This window comes from Acinetobacter sp. MD2(2019), from assembly GCF_035615615.1.
Lineage (GTDB): Bacteria > Pseudomonadota > Gammaproteobacteria > Pseudomonadales > Moraxellaceae > Acinetobacter.
Genome location: NZ_VTDU01000001.1, coordinates 167,960 through 187,174, shown reverse-complemented (window position 1 = coordinate 187,174; position 19,215 = coordinate 167,960). Strand labels below are relative to the sequence as shown.

16 protein-coding genes are annotated in these 19,215 nt (G+C 40.6%); 9 read left to right on the top strand and 7 right to left on the bottom strand.

Features of this window, described 5'->3' with window-relative positions:
• Positions 1–16: 16 nt before the first annotated feature.
• Positions 17–2,668, bottom strand: coding sequence for an alanine--tRNA ligase (alaS, locus tag I2F62_RS00845; protein WP_324625138.1), 2,652 nt, complete (start codon positions 2,666–2,668; stop codon positions 17–19).
• Positions 2,669–2,997: 329 nt separating this feature from the next.
• On the opposite strand from alaS, the gene I2F62_RS00840 reads away from it, so the two are divergent.
• Positions 2,998–4,026, top strand: coding sequence for a type I glyceraldehyde-3-phosphate dehydrogenase (locus I2F62_RS00840; RefSeq protein ID WP_324625137.1), 1,029 nt, complete (start codon positions 2,998–3,000; stop codon positions 4,024–4,026).
• A gap of 35 nt (positions 4,027–4,061) precedes the next feature.
• On the opposite strand, the gene I2F62_RS00835 is transcribed toward I2F62_RS00840, so the two are convergent.
• Both I2F62_RS00835 and I2F62_RS00830 read right to left on the bottom strand, forming a co-directional pair.
• Positions 4,062–4,361 (bottom strand): AzlD family protein, encoded by a 300-nt coding sequence (locus tag I2F62_RS00835; RefSeq protein WP_324625136.1) that lies wholly within the window; start codon positions 4,359–4,361, stop codon positions 4,062–4,064.
• Positions 4,358–5,104, bottom strand: a complete 747-nt coding sequence (locus tag I2F62_RS00830) for an AzlC family ABC transporter permease (RefSeq protein ID WP_324625135.1) — start codon at positions 5,102–5,104, stop codon at positions 4,358–4,360. Before I2F62_RS00830 ends, I2F62_RS00835 begins: the two co-directional genes overlap by 4 nt.
• A gap of 163 nt (positions 5,105–5,267) precedes the next feature.
• Between I2F62_RS00830 and I2F62_RS00825 the strand changes: the two genes are divergently transcribed.
• The 5 genes from I2F62_RS00825 (at position 5,268) to I2F62_RS00805 (ending at position 9,844) form a co-directional block, all read left to right on the top strand.
• Complete coding sequence (locus I2F62_RS00825) at positions 5,268–5,720, top strand: Lrp/AsnC family transcriptional regulator (RefSeq protein WP_324625134.1); 453 nt, start codon at positions 5,268–5,270, stop codon at positions 5,718–5,720.
• 223 nt (positions 5,721–5,943) lie between these two features.
• Positions 5,944–7,110, top strand: a complete 1,167-nt coding sequence (locus I2F62_RS00820; RefSeq protein WP_324625133.1) for an ATP phosphoribosyltransferase regulatory subunit — start codon at positions 5,944–5,946, stop codon at positions 7,108–7,110.
• Between the two features lie 80 nt (positions 7,111–7,190).
• Positions 7,191–8,510: an adenylosuccinate synthase gene (locus I2F62_RS00815; protein ID WP_324625132.1), complete on the top strand. Its 1,320-nt coding sequence runs from the start codon at positions 7,191–7,193 to the stop codon at positions 8,508–8,510.
• 127 nt (positions 8,511–8,637) lie between these two features.
• On the top strand, positions 8,638–8,949 hold the full coding sequence (locus I2F62_RS00810; RefSeq protein WP_324625131.1) for a hypothetical protein: 312 nt from the start codon (positions 8,638–8,640) through the stop codon (positions 8,947–8,949).
• A gap of 121 nt (positions 8,950–9,070) precedes the next feature.
• Positions 9,071–9,844 carry a M48 family metallopeptidase gene (locus tag I2F62_RS00805; protein WP_324625219.1) on the top strand — a complete coding sequence of 258 codons (774 nt, stop codon included), beginning with the start codon at positions 9,071–9,073 and terminating at the stop codon, positions 9,842–9,844.
• Positions 9,845–9,994: 150 nt separating this feature from the next.
• On the opposite strand, the gene leuE is transcribed toward I2F62_RS00805, so the two are convergent.
• From leuE to I2F62_RS00790, 3 genes are all read right to left on the bottom strand, one after another.
• On the bottom strand, positions 9,995–10,657 hold the full coding sequence (leuE, locus tag I2F62_RS00800) for a leucine efflux protein LeuE (protein ID WP_324625130.1): 663 nt from the start codon (positions 10,655–10,657) through the stop codon (positions 9,995–9,997).
• Between the two features lie 110 nt (positions 10,658–10,767).
• A complete protein-coding gene (gene tal / locus I2F62_RS00795) occupies positions 10,768–11,748 on the bottom strand; it encodes a transaldolase (RefSeq protein ID WP_324625129.1) in 981 nt (326 codons plus the stop codon).
• 89 nt (positions 11,749–11,837) lie between these two features.
• A complete protein-coding gene (locus I2F62_RS00790) occupies positions 11,838–12,728 on the bottom strand; it encodes a LysR family transcriptional regulator (protein ID WP_324625128.1) in 891 nt (296 codons plus the stop codon).
• A 98-nt stretch (positions 12,729–12,826) separates the two neighbouring features.
• Here I2F62_RS00790 and aceI point away from each other — a divergent pair, with 98 nt between their 5' ends.
• Complete coding sequence (aceI, locus tag I2F62_RS00785) at positions 12,827–13,249, top strand: chlorhexidine efflux PACE transporter AceI (protein ID WP_324625127.1); 423 nt, start codon at positions 12,827–12,829, stop codon at positions 13,247–13,249.
• Between the two features lie 44 nt (positions 13,250–13,293).
• Here aceI and ahpC read toward each other — a convergent pair whose 3' ends face one another.
• Positions 13,294–13,857 (bottom strand): alkyl hydroperoxide reductase subunit C, encoded by a 564-nt coding sequence (gene ahpC, locus I2F62_RS00780; protein ID WP_324625126.1) that lies wholly within the window; start codon positions 13,855–13,857, stop codon positions 13,294–13,296.
• Positions 13,858–14,183: 326 nt separating this feature from the next.
• Here ahpC and hrpA point away from each other — a divergent pair, with 326 nt between their 5' ends.
• Positions 14,184–18,038 carry an ATP-dependent RNA helicase HrpA gene (gene hrpA / locus I2F62_RS00775; RefSeq protein ID WP_324625125.1) on the top strand — a complete coding sequence of 1,285 codons (3,855 nt, stop codon included), beginning with the start codon at positions 14,184–14,186 and terminating at the stop codon, positions 18,036–18,038.
• A 21-nt stretch (positions 18,039–18,059) separates the two neighbouring features.
• Positions 18,060–19,169: a beta-ketoacyl-ACP synthase III gene (locus tag I2F62_RS00770; protein WP_324625124.1), complete on the top strand. Its 1,110-nt coding sequence runs from the start codon at positions 18,060–18,062 to the stop codon at positions 19,167–19,169.
• Positions 19,170–19,215: the final 46 nt, after the last annotated feature.

The following is a 19,215-nucleotide window of genomic DNA, read 5'->3' as shown; positions in this document are numbered from 1 at the left end:
ACACAAAAGTGAAGTCTTAGTTTTGCTCAAGCCAAGCAGGCAATGCTGCAAGAACAGGGGCAAACTTGTCATTTAGTGGCGCGCCACCTTGTGCTAAGTCAGGTTTACCACCACCTTTACCACCAAGTTCAGAACTTAAGTGTTTGATGATGTCGCCTGCTTTTAGATGAGCGGTAAATTGTTTAGCCACCGATGCAATTAGGCTGACTTTGTCAGCGTCAGTACCGGCTAAAATAATTACAGCATCTTCTAATTTTGATTTTACACTGTCATGCAAATTACGGAGTGATTTCGCATCCATATTTTGCACAGTCACGATTAATGTAGAACGACCCGCTACGGTTTGAACTTGGCTTAAAAGTTCTGCCGCTTGGAAGTTGGCTAACTTTTGGTTGAGCTGTTCAATTTGCTTTTGCAATGCTGAATTTTGTTCTACAGCAGCTTGAACGCGTTCTACAGTTTGATCTTTTTGTGCTTTTAATAAAGCATTAATGTGTTGAATGTCGGTATCGGCTTTTTGTGCAACTTCAATAGCTTTGGTGCCTGTGACCGCTTCAATACGACGCACACCTGCCGCCACACCACCTTCAGAGGTGATTTTAAATAAGCCGATATCGCCCGTGCGTTTAACGTGAATACCGCCACACAGTTCGATGGAGAAATTTTTCTCGTCAATGATAGAACCCATCGAAAGTACACGAACTTCTTCGCCATATTTTTCGCCAAACAGCATCATTGCGCCTTTGGCTTTGGCAGATTCGATATCAAGCAATTCAGTCGAAACAACGGTGTTGGCAATCACTTCAGCATTGACTAAACGCTCAATTTGTTGCAATTGTTCGAATGACACCGGTTGGTCGTTGGCAAAGTCAAAACGTAAAATTTCTGATGCAACCAATGAGCCTTTTTGTTGCACATGGTCACCTAAAATTTGACGCAATGCAGCATGCAATAAATGCGTTGCCGAGTGGTTGCGTGCAGTGGCATCACGTAAATCGGCTTTAACGATGGCATTTACATTTTGGTTCGCAGTTAAGCTTCCCATGGTGACAATACCTTGATGTACGAAGGCAGAACCCGATTTTTTGGTATCTTGAACTTCAAAAATACCGGTATCGTTTTGGAAAATACCTGTGTCGCCAACTTGACCGCCACTTTCTGCATAAAAAGGCGTTTGGTTAAGTACGATGAGCGCTTCATCACCTTCAACCACTTCGTTAACTTGTGCACCATCTTTGTAAATAGCGATAATTTGACCTTGGCCTTGTGTTGCATCATAACCATCAAATTGCGTGGTGCTGTCTACATTCACAATGCTGTTGTAGTCCACATTAAACTTGCCTGCATCGCGCGCGCGTTGGCGTTGTGCAGCCATTTCGCGGTCAAAACCAGCTTCATCAATGCTAAGTTCACGTTCACGCGCAATATCGGCAGTTAAGTCAGCAGGGAATCCGTAAGTGTCATAAAGCTTAAACACCACTTCGCCCGGAATCACATTCCCTTTGAGCGTGCTTAATTCGCTTTCAAGTACTTTTAAGCCTTGCTCTAAGGTTTTGGCAAATTGCTCTTCTTCTTTAAGTAGTGCAGCTTCAATACGCTCGCGGCTTTCAATAAGTTGCGGATAAGCTTCGCCCATCACATCAATTAAAGGCTGTAACATTTTGTAGAAGAATGAACCTGTTGCACCCAATTTATTGCCATGACGAACTGCACGGCGAATAATACGGCGTAATACATAACCACGACCTTCGTTTGAAGGATTCACACCATCGGCAATTAAGAAGCTACAAGAACGTGCATGGTCTGCAAGAACACGTAAAGAAGGTTGTCCTTCATCTTTAATGCCGACTAATTCAGCCGCAGCTTGAATTAAGTGTTGGAATAAGTCGATTGCGTAGTTTGAATTAACGTGTTGCAAAACTGCAGAAATACGTTCAAGCCCCATGCCTGTATCGACAGATGGTGCAGGAAGCGCATGTAAAACACCGTCTGCAGTGCGGTTAAACTGCATGAAAACGTTGTTCCAAATTTCAATAAAGCGGTCGCCATCTTCTTCAGGTGTACCCGGTAGACCACCCCAAATATGATCGCCATGATCAAAGAAGATTTCAGAACATGGACCACACGGACCCGTATCACCCATCGCCCAGAAGTTATCTGATGCGTATTTTTCGCCTTTGTTGTCGCCAATGCGGATAATACGGCTCGCATCGATACCTACATCTTTGTTCCAAATGTCAAAAGCTTCATCGTCAGTTTCATAAACAGTCACGTAAAGTTTGTCTTTTGGTAGACCTAACCATTCTTCGCTTGTTAAAAATTCCCAAGCATAAGTAATGGCTTGTTGTTTGAAGTAATCGCCGAACGAGAAGTTACCCAGCATTTCAAAAAACGTATGGTGACGCGCAGTGTAGCCAACGTTGTCTAAGTCGTTATGTTTACCACCGGCACGGACACATTTTTGTGACGATGTCGCACGGATATAATCGCGTTTTTCTAAACCCAAGAAACAGTCTTTAAACTGGTTCATGCCCGCATTTGTAAATAATAATGTCGGGTCATTGGCAGGGACAAGCGAGCTTGAGGCGACACGTGTATGACCTTTGGTTTCAAAGAAATGCAAAAAGGCTTCACGAATTTCAGCGGAAGTCATAAAACGTGTACTCACAACAAGTCACTCCATTATCATTTTGGCTAAACGCATGAATCGAATTGAATCATGATATTCGATTCATGCGTGGCTTATAAAATTTTAAAAACGCCAAAGTATAACGAAAAATAAGGGTATGACCAATGATTTTGGCGCTAAATTACGACAAATCTATGAAAATTAAATCAGGTTTGCCTATCTATTTTACTTTTAAAAATAAGTTCTTGTTTTGAAAGTGGCTTATGCTGAGATAATTGGCACTCAAAAGCTGATAATTCAACTATCATCACTATCTTGAATGTTTTAAGATAATCCGCTTCATTTGATGTCATTGGGAAACACAAATCATGCAACGAGTCGCAATCAATGGATTTGGTCGAATTGGTCGTAATGCCGTGCGCGCATGGTTTGAAAGTCCACAGCCATTTCATTTTGAGATTGTTGCGATTAATGATATTGCAGACATCGAAACCTTAGTGCATTTATTTAAGTACGATTCAACCCATGGCCGTTTTAAAGGACAGGTTGAAATTGTGATTGAACAAGAAAATCAGTTTTTATGGGTTAAAACGGCCCATCGACAGCTAAAGATTCAAGTTTTTCGTGGGGCAAACCCAGACCAGTTACCTTGGGATACTTTAAATATAGATGTTGTTTTAGAATGTACGGGTTTATTTCGTTCTCGTGCGGCGGCAACACGCCATCTGCAGGCGGGCGCAAAACGCGTGATTATTGGTGCAGCGCCTTTTGATACGGTAGATGTAGCCGTAGTATATGGGGTGAATCATTTAGATGTGAAAACATCCGACAAAATTATTTCGAGTGTGTCGTGTACGACTCAAGCCTTAGTGCCGTTGGTAAAAATTTTAGATGATCAATTTGGAATTGAATCGGCGTTAATGACCGAAATACACGCGGTAACAGCCGATCAGTCTGTTTTAGATCATGCACATCGTGATATACGCCGTGCCAGAGCCGCAGGGCATAATTTTATTCCAACCACGTCTAGTGCATTAGGTGCGCTTAAGCAAGTCATGCCAAAAATGGAACACAGAATTGATGGTTATTCGATTCGTATTCCAACCATTAATGTTGCTGCAATAGATTTAAGTTTTATTGCACAGTCAGAAATATCGGTAGACGCTTTAAACCAAGCATTCATCGAGGCTGCGCAAACCATCTATAGCAAGATTATGGCAGTAACCGAAGAAGCTTTGGTCTCAAGTGATTTTAACCATTCACCCGAGTCACTGATTGTGGATTTAAGCCAAACCATGGTGGTGGGGCGACAAGCAAAAGTTTTTGCGTGGTATGACAACGAATGGGGTTATGCGAATCGTTTGCTCGATTTATGTGAGTCGTTTGAACAGATTTAGAATGATTCTAAATGCAAATGCATGATGCAATCGCATCATGCAAGGACTAAGCGTAAAATTGCTGCTGAAAACATACTAATAATAACCGTCGGGAGCAGTGAAAATCTGCTTGCCGCCAGTAAAGTAATTGCCATTGCAATTAAGTCGGCAACATTATTTTGTACAAAATAAGGCGCAATCACCGAAATTAATACGCAGCCGGGCACAACTTCTAAAATATTGGCTTGGCGTTTGGTTAAAGTCTTATTTTTCAGTAATACATAACCTAAAAGCCGTGTCATATAGGTGGTGAATGCAATGCATAAAATTGCAAGTAAGGTTGAAAGATGAATCATTCTTCTTCATCTCCTGCCAATAAAAATGCGGTTACGATGCCAGTAATGGCGCCTACAGGGACATACCAACCTTGGGGCAAATAAAGATACGCCACTACTGCTGCTGCAAGACTCACAAACCATGGGCGAGCCGCATGAAAACCTTTCCACATGCCTTTAAGTAACACTAAAAACACCGCAGGAAATGCCATATCAAAGCCAAAGCGAGAAATATCGCCGAGAACAGGGCCAATCATGCCACCGAGTGCAGTAAATCCAATCCACATGGCATACAGTGAAAAGCACATCCCCGAATAAAAAGAGAGGCTAAAATGCGGTGTGGTACGGGTTTTAGAATTTCGCTGTGCATCTGCCAAACCCATTGCCCATGTTTCATCGCACATAAAAAATAATGCAGGAAATACTTTTGAATTAGGCAGGTGTTTTAAGTAAGGCACAAGGCTTGCACCCATTAATAAATGGCGACTATTCACTAAAAAAGTAATGAACATGAGCATAAGAATTTGTGGCGGATTGGTCCATACTTCTAAAACCGCAAATTCTGAACCGCCAGCAAAGTTTAAGCCGGTTAGAAGGGGAATTTCTAAAATGCTAAACCCTTTTTGGGTGGCTTGTGTGCCTAGCACTAAAGCAAAAGGAATAATGCCAAGCAGCACAGGAATAGATACTTTAAGGCCACGTTTAAATTCAGCCAAGTCCTCCGACTCATTTAAATTTTGTACCGTATCTTTTTGTGCCAACATGACCAAATTACCTTTTAAAAATCAAATACAATGCGATGAGAAAAGCTATTTTATGGAAAAGGAACCGCTATTTGTTACTAAATTATTTAGATAATTGCTTGTGAATAGGTTTTTTATGCTAAATAATAGATGGAAATTGAAATTTTATACTCGGGATGTTGTTTTGGATAAAATTGATACGCATATTTTGCAAGTCTTGCAGCAAAATGGGAAGCTGCAAAACAACGAACTTGCAGAAATTGTCGGTTTATCGGCATCGCCTTGTTTGCGCCGTGTAAAGCAGCTTGAAGAAGATGGCGTGATTGAAAAATATGTCGCGTTAATTAATCCCATGAAAGTGAATTTAGGTTTGACCGTATTTGCTCGGATTTGGTTAAAAGACCAAGAAGCGAAAACCGTGAATAATTTTGTAGAATCTATTCAAGATTTGCCCGAAGTGGTGGAATGTCAGTTAATGGCAGGCGATTGTGATTTTTTCTTGCGTATTGTGGTGGCAGATTTAGAAGCGTATCGAAAATTTCAGATTCAACGGCTGAATAAAATTACAGGAATCCAAAACGTAAAAACCGAAATTCCTTTACAAAACATTAAACAAACCACGACTTTGCCGTTATAAATACACAAAATGCAGAAGATACACGCAGTCGTACCTAATTCAATGGGTTGTATGCTTAAAATAAAGAGAAAGCCTGCCACTTTGGGCGAGTTTTAAGGTTATAATTTCCCAAAATTGTCAGGTGCATGAGTATAACTTACGTGCTAGACTAGGAGAAATCGGGTGTGTTCCCGATTTTTTTATGCGGATTATGACCGCTTCGATCAGATTTTAGGTTGTTAGCATGCCCATTTCAGAGACATGGTTGTTGCCTGATGGTGTAGCCGATGTGCTACCCGAACAAGCGCAAGTAATTGAAACCTTTCGCCGTGAAGCTTTAGATTATTTGTCGGTTCATGGCTACCAATTGGTCTATACACCATTTATTGAGTATATCGAATCTCTTTCTTCACTTTCTAAACCGAATCAAGACTTAGATTTAGTTTCGTTTAAAGTCATTGATCAGTTATCGGGGCGTCTGCTTGGAATTCGTGCCGATATCACACCGCAAGTTGCACGTATCGATGCACATGTCCACGCCGTTGAAGGCATTGCACGTTATTGCTATGCCGGTACCGTGTTGCATACACGCCCACAAGGGCTAAGTGCATCGCGCACACCTTTACAATTGGGTGCTGAACTTTTCGGGCAAGAAAGTATTGATGCAGACATCGAACTGATTAACCTAATGTTGGGTTTGTTAGGACGTTTCGATTTCTTAGAAGGTGCGCATTTAGATTTAGGGCATGTCGGTTTATTCCGTAGTTTGGTCAATAAAGCACAATTAAATAAAGACACTGAAGCTGCTTTATCGGATTTATATCAGCGTAAAGCCTTACCTGAATTAAAAGAATTTACAGCACAATTGCCATTTGGTGATGATTTCTACACTTTAGGTCGTTATGCAAGTGATTTAGACGCATTGCAACAATATTTAAGTGCAGATGTGTTAAATGATGATGCTTTTAAAACAGCATTGGCTATTTTAGTAGAAGCACGTCAAGCGATTCAAAAATATTGGCCAGAGCTAAATATTGGTATTGATGTGGTTGAACTGCGCAGTTATCACTACCATACGGGTTTAATGTATGCCGTTTATGCGCCACAATGGGCAACCCCTTTAGCAAAAGGTGGGCGCTACGATGGCATTGGTGAACATTTTGGTCGTGCGCGTCCTGCAACAGGTTTTAGCTGCGATATTTATGCTTTGGTCGCAGGGCAGTTTGAACAGATAGAAACTATAGTAGCACCTAAAGGGCAGCAACCCGAATTAGTTAAAGCAATTGCAGAAGCTCGTGCAGAAGGGCATCGTGTTGTGCAATTGCTTGGAAATGATGATTTGACTTCTATTCCTTATGCAACACACGTTTTGTTGCTCAAGAATAATATTTGGCAGATCGAAAAAATTTAGTGAATGGCTAATTTGTTGATCAATAACAAGCAAATTGGCTATTTTTTCAGTTTTAACAGCATGATGTAATTGAGGCTATTATGGGCAAGAATGTTGTGGTACTTGGTACCCAATGGGGCGACGAAGGTAAAGGTAAAATCGTTGACCTGCTTACAGATCAAGCGGCTGCCGTAGTTCGTTATCAAGGTGGACACAACGCTGGTCATACGCTAGTTGTTGGCGGGAAAAAGACCGTTTTGCATCTTATTCCATCGGGTATTTTACGTGAAAACGTATTGTGCTTAATTGGAAATGGTGTGGTACTTTCTCCAGCTGCACTCATTACAGAAATGGATATTCTGGAAAAAGAAGGCGTTCCTGTTAAAGAACGTTTACGTATTTCTCCAAACTGTCCATTAATTCTTCCAAACCATATTGCATTAGACCAAGCACGTGAGAAAAAACGTGGTAATGCTAAAATTGGTACAACAGGTCGTGGTATTGGCCCAGCCTATGAAGATAAAGTTGCGCGCCGTGCCATTCGCGTTGCCGACCTTGTTCGTGGTGGCGAGCATTTAACTGCACAACTCACTGAATTATTGGAATACCATAACTTCCAATTGACTCAATACTATGGTGTTGAAGCAGTTAAACTTGAAGATGTATTGGCACTGTGTGACCAATGGCGTGAAGTGGTTGCTCCATTAGTGATTGATGTAACAACTGAATTACACGATTGCCGTAAAGCGGGCAAAAACATCATGTTTGAAGGTGCGCAAGGTTCGTTGCTTGACATCGACCATGGTACATATCCGTATGTAACATCTTCAAACACAACTGCGGGCGGCGTAAGCTCGGGTTCTGGTTTAGGTCCATTACATTTAGACTATGTGCTTGGTATCACTAAAGCATATACCACGCGTGTCGGTGCTGGCCCATTCCCAACCGAATTGGTTTATGACGCAGCCGCTGATGAAGGCGATGCGATTGGTAAACATTTAGGCACAGTTGGTCACGAATTTGGTGCATCTACAGGTCGTCAACGCCGTTGTGGTTGGTTTGATGCTGAAATTCTACGCCGTTCGGTAGATGTAAACTCACTATCTGGTATTTGCTTAACTAAACTTGACGTATTAGATGGTTTAGAAGAGATCAAAATCTGCGTAGGTTATGAAAGTGCAGATTCAGGCTGTGTTGGTTCATCTGACGCACTAGCGTATGAAACCTTAAAACCAATTTACGAAACACTCCCAGGTTGGTCTGAATCAACGTTTGGTGTGAAATCAATGGATCAATTGCCAGAAAATGCGATTAACTACATTAAACGTATTGAGCAATTAATTGAATGTCCAATTGATATCGTGTCGACCGGTCCAGACCGTGATGAAACCATTATTTTACGTCATCCATTTGGCAACTAAGTTTAATATTTAGTGCTAAAGTTGAAAACGCGCCTATATGGCGCGTTTTTTATCGACCAAAGTTGACTACTACAATTTAAAAAATCCAGTTAAAACAAATGGTCAGTTATTTTTTTAAAGTCTGTTTATGAAGTTAAATGCCGATTTAACCAAAACCTTGTTTTATTCTTTTTTATTTGCTTTGGGTGGCGCGCCATCTATTGCTATGCTGATTGTTTCAGATCAGACGCATCATCAAGATGTATTGCTTTCTGGGTTTATCGGGTTAACTTTAGTTTTGGCCTGCGTGTTTTTACCGCTGATTTTATTGCAAAATATTTTTTTATTGTTGGTGCGGCATCAACCCCGATTCCACAAGCTGACCCAAGTTTTGGGTAAAATTTATTTTGCATTGAATTTAATTTGTTTATTGTTTTGGCTTTTGTTTATGTTCAGATAAACAGCAATTACACAATGAAACAGTTCAACTGTAAAACAGCACATACAGTTATAAAAATATTTTATATATAATTGAAAAAAGCATTGAATAAATGAAATATTGTGGAGTTTTTTGCATGAAAATGAATTGGATGCAGGGCGCTGTTATTTGTACAGCAATGTTAGGTTTGCATGGTTGTACCACCATTGCCGATATGGCAGGTGCAGATTCTGCCACTTTAAATGCTTCAGCTGCGCAAAGTTTTACTAAAATGCGTCAGGATGCACAGCAAAAAGGTCAGTTAGATACATCCTCATCGACCTATAAGCGCATTAACGCAGTCATGCTACGCTTAATTCCATATGCCAATCAAATGAACCAAACGGGTCAGGCATTTAACTGGCAATTGGCGGTACTGAAATCTGACACCATTAATGCCTATGTTGCCCCTGGTGGTAAAGTTGTGTTTTATACAGGCATTGTGAATAAATTAAACCTAACCGATGCAGAAATTGCTGCGGTGATGGGGCATGAAATGACACATGCTTTAGAAGAACATTCTAAAAATAAAGTCGGTGCCGATGTATTGACCAACATTGCCGTTGATATTGGTAAAGGCTATGTTGGCAACAGTGCCGGTGGTTTAGGTGGAACTGCTTTAGATTTAGGCAGCCAGATTGGTGTAGGATTACCATATTCACGGAGCTTGGAAACACGTGCAGATTATGGCGGTTTAATGTTGATGGCAAAAGCGGGCTATAACCCACAAGCGGCATTAACCTTATGGCAAAAAATGAATAAGATGGAAGGCGCAGGTAGTCCCGCATTCTTATCAACCCATCCATCGAATCAGCAGCGTATTGAAGCAATGCAAAAGAATTTACCTGCGGCCATGGCTATTTATAATCGCCGTTGATTCTTTATGTAAGTTTGCTAAAAAATCCCCGAATAAAAGGGGATTTTTTATGGTTTTTGTTGTGTTGTGGGAATTTGAAAATAATTTTTACTTTAATTTTTTATTTAGATCGAAATCCGATCATTCTTTTATTTTTAGCCATTTTTTAATTTAAATACTTGAAAAAGCAAGTTTTAGGCTAAATGCAATAAATAAAATGCCGACAATACAAATGGCCACACTAGATAAGCGATGATGCTGTGAAAAATAGTTAGCCAGTTTACGTCCGCCAAAAATAAGTAGGGTTAAATAGCTAAAACTAATGCTTTGTAGAATAAGCGCCAAACATAAAAAACTCAAAGCGGGGGAGCTGGCTTTGGCATCAACAAACTGTACGAAGAATGACAGAAAAAATAAAATGGCTTTGGGGTTGAGTAAGCTAATGGTAAGCGCCGTCCGATACGGCGTTTGTGCTTTGGCAAGTTCTGAAATATCGGCTTCAATGGCTAAAGTTTCTGGTGGGTTATGATGTTTTTTCCATGTTTCAACACTGTGTAAAAATAACTTAATACCCAAATAACTTAAATAAGATGCCCCAATAATTTTAAGCGCAATAAAGGTTACAGGGTAGGTGTGTAAAATTGATGCTGCACCCAAAACCGTGGCTAAAATAAGTAAGCTATCGCCTGTAATAATGCCTAAAGCGGCAAGATAACCTGCGCGTATGCCATATCGTGAAGCGGTGGCGAGTAAATATAGCGAATTTGGACCGGGTAATAAAACAATTAAAATGGTGCCAATAATAAAAGTGGAAAGATGAACAATGCCCAACATGGAACAACCTAGAGGAAGGATTGATAAACGCGGAATCCCATTTACTATAAATAAAGGGTGTATTTTAGTGCTATAAAATACACCCGAAACAATAGATTATCTACTGTATTTTAAGGTTTTAATTGAGCATCAATGCCAAAGCTTTGACGTAAAAGAACACTTAATTGCTCGCGTGCTTTAATAAACCCATCAATACCAGATTGCAATAGCTGAAATGCCATTAAGTCTTGTTCAAGTTGTTGTTTAAATTCTGCATGAGAAATTTCTTCCACAGAATGGGTTGTTGCGTTGGTTGCAACTAATTGTGCAGTGACGGTTTGTTGGCTTTGTTCGAGTTGATCGAGTAGGTTTGGTGCAACCGTGAGTAAGTCGCAACCTGCCAAAGCCAAAACTTGTTCAGGACTACGGAAGCTTGCACCCATCACTTCAGTTTTAATGCCGTGGCTTTTGTAATAATCAAAAATGGCTTTAACCGATAATACGCCTGGATCTTTTTCAATAGGGTATGCAGTCACATTTTCAGCTTTTTTATACCAATCTAAAATGCGGCCGACAAACGGTGAAATTAAGGTAACCTTGGCATCGGCGCAGGCTTTGGCTTGGTGTAAACCAAACAATAAAGTTAAGTTACAGTGAATGCCTTCCGCTTCAAGGGCTTTTGCGGCTTGAATGCCATCCCATGTCGAGGCAATTTTAATTAAAATACGCTCTTGTGCAACGCCATATTGTTTATACAGTGCCAGTAATTCTTTGGCTTTGGCAATGGTTGCAGCAGTGTCGTAAGATAAGCTTGCATCAACTTCAGTTGAAACACGACCATCAATTAATTTTAAAATTTCAACGCCGAATTTGACCGTTAAAATATCAATGGTGCGTTCAATTAGCGCATCTGACGAGAAGCCTTCTTGCTTGGCTTGGTTGTAGGCATCTTCAATTAACGTTTTATTTTCTGGCTGAGATGCCGCAGCGGTAATTAATGATGGATTAGTGGTTGCATCTAATGGACGAAACTTTTCAATTGCAGTCAGATCGCTACTATCTGCAACAATAGTAGTTAAGTTTTTAAGTTGAGATAATGCCGAATGAGTCATAAGGAACGAATCTTTTTGTTGAGTCTGTATGCAGTTATAGCATATCTTTTTTCAAAAGATTGCTGAATAAATCGGCAAAAGCGTTCGATCTATTTTAAATGCTCGCGTTGCTTACGCACATAATCAATTAAAAAGCGACTGGCAAGCCCAAGTTCAGTTTCTTTGCTCCAAACCAAGTCCAAAAAATATTCCATTTGTGCGGTAAAATTTTCGATGTTCAAAATTTTAATGTGCTGCGAGAGTTGTGGCTGCTGCTTAAAAAGCTCTAAAGGTAAAATGCCCCAACCTAAACCTTGTTGAATCAGCGATAGTGCAACATGATGATGGTCTGTGCGCCAATAATCTTGCGAAAACAGTAAGTCGGGTTTCACTTTTTTGTCGCGGCTGGTCACAATAATTTGGCGTTGCTGCTGTAATTGTTCTAAGGAAATACTTTCGAATTGTGCTAAAGCATGCTCTTGACTCGCCACCGCAACTAAAGTTTCTCGTTTTAATTCGATAAATAATTCACGTTGGTCTAAACATTCACGTTCAAACATTAATGCAAACTGCACCTCGCCACGCATGAGCATGCGTTGGGCATCTTCTTGTGGGGCCGAAAAAATATGAATGCTTAAGGTTGGGAATTGCTGCTCAAGGACGGTAATGTAATCGACCCAATCGGTATGAATCAGTTCTGAAACCACAACAATATTTAATGCAGCCTCTAAGCCTGAGCTTAAAGCATAGGCATGCTGCTTCCATTGTTTTATTTCGGTAATTAGATGAACCGTCCGTTCATACAGCTGTTGTGCTGCGGCGGTTGGTACGGGTTCGCGCCCAACGCGTTCAAACAGTTGTAAGTTTAAATCAATTTCTAAATTGGCAATTGACATACTGACCGTAGACGGCACTTTTCCTAATTGCCGTGCGGCAGCAGAAAAAGAACCTGTTTCCATCACGGTTTTAAAAATGGTGAGCTGTTCTTGGTTAATGTTCATCTATCAATTTCTTTGAAAGAACCTGACTGTAATAATCAATATTATAAAAATATAATGCCAACTATTCAACCATAAAGGATATTTAAACGCGTGCGATCATGTTGATCTCAAAAAAAAGAATCATCCATGCAGTCATGTATGAAGCCATTTTGTTGGTGGTGATTGCGTATGGACTCAGTTATTTTTTTAGTCTACCGCTCGAAGAAAGTGGTTTGTTAATGCTGATTATGTGTGGCATTTCTGTATTTTGGAATATGATTTTTAATGCTTTATTTGAAAAAGCAGAACAAAAGTATCAATTTAAACGGACTGTGTTTTTCCGTATTTTACATGCGATTGGTTTTGAGGGTGGTTTAATGATCATCACCATTCCCATTTTTGCGTATACCTTAAAAATGAATTTGATCGATGCGTTTTTATTAGATTTCGGTATTACCAACTGTATTTTTGTTTATACTTTTATTTATCAATGGTGTTTTGATGCTATTGAACAAAAATGGTTTAGTGCTAAAAATGCATAAATAAAAAAACCACGCAACAATGCGTGGTTTTTTTAAATCTCAACTTAGATTTTACCAACCAAGTCGATTGAAGGTGCAAGGGTAGTTTGACCTTCTTTCCATTTTGCAGGGCAAACTTCACCTGGGTGATTTGCAACGAACTGCGCTGCTTTAAGTTTACGTAAAGTTTCAGAAACGTCACGTGCAATGGCATTGTCATGAACTTCTAAAGTTTTGATCACACCTTCAGGGTTGATGATAAATGTACCGCGAAGAGCAAGACCTTCTTCTTCAATATGAACGTCAAACGCGCGAGTTAATTGATGCGTTGGATCGCCGATAAGTGGGAATTGAGCTTTACCTACTGCTGGTGAAGTTTCGTGCCATACTTTGTGAGAGAAGTGCGTATCTGTAGTTACGATATAAACTTCTGCACCCGCTTTTTTGAATTCTTCGTAGTTGTCAGCAGCGTCTTCAACTTCAGTTGGGCAGTTAAAGGTAAATGCAGCTGGCATGAAAATAAGAACAGACCATTTACCTTTAAGGTCAGCTTCAGTCACTTCAATGAATTGACCATTGTGGAATGCATTTACTTTAAAAGGTTTAACTTCAGTATTAATTAAGCTCATTTTTTTCTCCGTAACACTTAAGAAGTGAGTTATCTGTTTACGAGGTTCAGAATAATTAAATTTTCTCGATTGAGGAAACAGAATTTTTTAATGCAATAAATCGGAAAATTGAATTAAGACAGAGGTTGATTCAAATTTACTCTGACTTCACACTTTTAACCCATTAATATGACATTAAAAAGTCTGTAGATAAATTCGAATAATAATATGGGGAGAAAGCCAATAAAATTCAAGCTGAAATCGTAGAAAATCGACAAAATCTATGCCTTTCTATCATAGACAGAGTCGAGTAAAATGCTTTCTTTTGTGTGTTAGGAAAGGCTTCTGTGCAAAGTGGTTTAAATGTAGATCAATTGGTTATGGCGCGTGACCGACATCGTTTAAATCGGCTCAAAAAAGGCAAAGATGCCCATCCGCAGCAATATCAAAGCTTGTTTGAGCATTCGCATGCCCAAGTGGTTAAACGTCTTGCACGCTTGCCAAACATTAAGCTCAATCAAGATTTGCCTGTAACGCAATCTGCCGAACAATTAATTCAAGCCATTCAACAACATCAAGTCATTATTGTGGCAGGGGAAACCGGTTCGGGAAAAACCACACAATTACCCCAAATTGCCATGCTGGCCGGGCGTGGTTTAACCGGCATGATTGGACATACTCAGCCACGCCGACTTGCTGCACGCAGCGTTTCGCAGCGGATAGCCGAAGAAGTCGGGCAAAATTTAGGTGATGCGATTGGTTTTAAAGTCCGTTTTAACGAACAAGGCTCGAACGATTCAATTGTACGTTTAATGACAGACGGGATTTTACTGGCTGAATTAACCCACGACCGCTATTTAAACAAATACGACACCATTATTATTGATGAAGCGCACGAGCGTTCACTTAATATTGATTTTATTATGGGCTATTTAAAACAATTATTGCCCAAACGCCCTGACTTAAAAGTGATTATTACTTCTGCAACTTTAGATGTAAATCGCTTTAGCCAGTATTTTAATAACGCGCCGGTATTTGAAGTTGAAGGCCGTAGTTTTCCTGTAGAAGTGCGTTACCGTCCTATTTCTGAAATGAACATTGGCGGTAGTGATGACGATGAATTTGATGATTTTGAAGAAAATTTACCGCGTGCTGTGGTACAAGCGGTGGAAGAATGCTTTGCCGATGCGGCTGCAAAAGGTCATCCTGAACATGCCGATATTTTAATTTTTTCCAGTACAGAACAAGAAATTCGCGAACTGCAAGAAACTTTGCAAAAATATGGCCCGCGGCATACGCAAATTTTACCGTTGTATGCACGTTTGGCTTTGGCAGAGCAACAAAAAATCTTCCACCCAACTGGTGGTGGGCGACGCATTATTATTGCCACCAACGTGGCAGAAACCGCTTTAACTGTACCGAATATTCGTTATGTGATTGATGCAGGCTTTGCCCGTATTTCACGCTATAACTATCGCTCTCGTGTCCAGCGCTTACCGATTGAAGCGGTATCCCAAGCGGCGGCGAATCAGCGTAAAGGCCGCTGTGGGCGTATTGCGGCCGGTGTGTGTATTCGCTTATATAGCGAAGAAGATTTTTTAAGTCGTCCTGAATTTACCGAACCTGAAATTAAGCGGACTAATTTAGCCTCAGTGATTTTGCAAATGCAAAGTTTGGGTTTAGGCGCGCTTGAAAATTTTGATTTTATTGAACCGCCCGATCATCGTTTAGTGAATGATGGGCGTAAATTGCTGATTGAGCTGGGTGCATTTAACGATAAAAAATCGGAATTGACCAAAGTTGGGCAAATGATGGCCAAAATGCCCATCGACCCACGTTTAGCCCGTATGTTGGTGGGCGGCGCGCATTTTGGCGTGCTGAACGAAGTGTTGATTATTGTCAGTGCCTTGGCGGTACAAGACCCACGTGAACGTCCTGCCGACAAACAAATGCAAGCCGACCAAAAACATGCTTTGTTCAAAGAAGCCGATTCCGACTTTTTGTTTTATCTCAAACTGTGGGATACGCTGCAAAATAACCGCGAGCAAATGAGTGAAAATAAACGCCGTCAATTTGCTAAACAGCATTTTTTAAGTTGGCTGCGTTTACGCGAATGGAGACAAACCCATAGTCAATTGCTTGATTTGGTTCAAGGTTTAAATTTAAGCTTTAATGCTAAAGCTGCCAGTTATGAAAACCTGCATCGGGCTTTATTAACCGGCTTATTGTCATTTATTGCCAACAAAACCGATGAACGTAATATTTTTATGGCGGTGCGTCAGCAAAAAGCTAAAGTGTTTCCGGCCAGTACTTTACATAAAACCAATACACCGTGGATTATGGCGTTTGAGATGGTGGAAACTTCACAGGTTTATTTACGTACACTTGCGAAAATTGAGCCAGAATGGATTTTGTTGGCCGCGCGTGATTTATTAAAACACCATTATTTTGAGCCGCATTGGTCTAAAAAAGCCGGCATTGTGAATGCATACGACCAAATTTCGTTGTTTGGTTTAATTATTGAACCGAAGCGCCTAATCAATTTTGAAAAAGTTGACCATTTGGCTGCCCATGAAATTTTCTTAAGAGATGCACTAACCACCGGAAAACTAGGAACAACGCCGCCATTTTTGCAGCACAATTTACGTAAATTGGAAGAAGTTGAGCGAGTGGAAGACAAACTTCGCCGCCGTGATTTAGTGGTCGATGAAGAAACCATTTACCAATTTTATGCCGAACGTGTCCCGAATGATGTGGCAAGCCGCAGCAGTTTTGAAGATTGGCGCGCAACTATCGAACCCACTCAGCCGCGTTATTTATTTGTAGAAGATGACGCACTGTGGCAAACCGACCGTCCAACCACACAGCAATTCCCCGATTATTTGCACAATGGGGAATTACGCTTAGCTACGACTTATCGTTTTGACCCAAGCCATGACCAAGATGGTGCGATGGTGAAAATTCCACTCCAAGCGCTCGCGCAAGTCGATGAGAATATTTGGTCGTGGGGCATTCCCGGTTGGCGATATGCTCTCATTGAAGCGCTGCTCAAAACCTTACCAAAAGATAAACGCCGTCATTTAGTGCCTATTCCAGACACCGTACAAAAGCTCCTTAAAGGCATTGATGCCATGCATTTGCGTGAGCATTTGTTTAAATATTTGGCTTTTGCACTACGCGGTGAAGCAATTACTGAAAAAGATTTTTCTTTTGAAAAGGTCGATGCCTATTTATTGCCATATATTTTGGTGGTCGATGCCAAAGGGCAAATTTTGCAGCAAGGGCGTGATTTATCTGAACTCAAAGCCCGTTGCAAGAGCGACACGCATCGACCTGTGCAGCAGTTAAAAGGCGAGTTTAAAACTTTCCCAAACAATTTTGTGTTTGAAGCTTCGCAAAAAGTCACAGGGGTGATAGTTAAACAATATCAAGCACTTGTTCCGACCAAGGCGTTTGCAAATTTAGATGTGAAAGATGAATCGGGCGTGGTGATTCAAACCTTTAACGACCAGCAAGAAGCCATTTCTAAACATCGCCAAGGTATTATTCGCTTAATTCATTTGCAATTGGGCGATGCGATTCGACAGTTGAAAAAGCAAATTTCTAAACCCATGGCACTGGCATTTGCACCACTGGGCGATAAAGCCAAGCTAGAACAAATGTTGGTTTATGCAACTTTGGATCAGGCATTAAATGAATTACCTGTGGATGAACAGCATTATCAGCAGACATTAACGGTGGTGAAACAACAATTTTTGAGTTGTGGTCAGCAGGTATTAACTCAACTGAATGATATTTTTATCACTTGGCAGGCAATTCGCCGTCAATTACTTGGTATTGATTCTGATATTTTTGGCAAAAGTATAGATGATATTGAAGATCAGCTCGATTTAATGCAGCTAGATAGCTTTGTCTATACACAACCTTTGCAGATTTGGCAAGCCTTTCCACGCTTCTTAAAGGCGCTAATGGTGCGACTGGAGCGTTTACCAAATAATCTACAAAGAGACACGGCAGCTATTGATCAAGTCGACCCTTGGATGGAAAAATTGTTTAATTTTAAGCATGATCCGCGTTTGCATGAATTGTATCTAATGATTGAAGAATTCCGCATTTCATTATTTTCGCAGCCCATGAAAACCAAAATGCCCATTTCGCCTGCACGTTTGCAAAAATGGTGGGAAAAAGCCGATTTGCGCTAGGGTCACACACAGGAGTTTTACATGAGCATTCGCATTACAGGTACAGGGTTGTATCACCCTGAAAGTTCGATTAGCAATGAAGAATTGGTGACGAGTTTGAATGCTTATGTTGCACAATATAATCAGCAACATGCCGAGCAAATTGCTGCAGGCGAAGTGCTTGAGTTGCAAGGTTCAAGTGCTGAATTTATTGAAAAAGCCTCGGGCATTCAGCGCCGTTATGTGGTCGAAAAAGACGGCATTTTAGATATTCAGCGCATGCGCCCGAAATTACAAGCACGTGCAAATGATGAATTGTCATTACAAGCCGAGTGGGGTGTGCTTGCTGCTAAACGCGCAATGGACGCAGCAAATGTCTCTGCTGAAGAGATTGATGTGGTAATTTTGGCTTGTTCGAACATGCAACGTGCCTATCCTTCGGTCGCCATTGAAATTCAAGCAGAATTGGGCATTCAAGGTTATGCATATGACATGAATGTGGCTTGTTCATCTGCAACTTTTGCTATTCAGCAAGCCTATAGCGCCATTAAAACCGGCGCACGCCGTGTATTACTGATCAATGCTGAATTTACCTCTGGTCATTTAGATTTTACCCAACGCGACAGCCATTTTATTTTTGGTGATGTTGCAACCGCCGCCATTATTGAAGACTGTGAAGATAAAACTGGCTATGAAATTTTAGATATTCATTTGAAAACTCAATTTTCTAATAATATTCGCAATAATTTTGGCTTTTTAAACCGCTGTGAAGATGTTTCAGGCGAAGGTTTATTGTTTAAACAAGATGGCCGCAAAGTTTTTAAAGAAGTGTGTCCATTGGTTGCTAAAATGATTAGTGAGCAATTAGCGAAAAATCAGCTGACTGCAGATGACGTGAAACGGTTTTGGTTACACCAAGCCAATGCCAATATGAATGAATTAATTTTAAAATATGTGGCTGGCAAAGACGCCGATTTAAACCGCGCACCCATTATTTTAGATGAATTTGCCAATACCTCTTCTGCGGGTGTGATGATTGCATTGCATAAAACAGGACATGAAGTGGCACATCATGAATACGCGGTGTTAAGTTCTTTTGGCGCAGGCTATTCGGTGGGTACAGTCTTGCTACGTAAGCAGATTGTCACTTAAATGAAAAAAGTCGGCTGAATTTAAATTGAGCCGACTTTTTTTATGG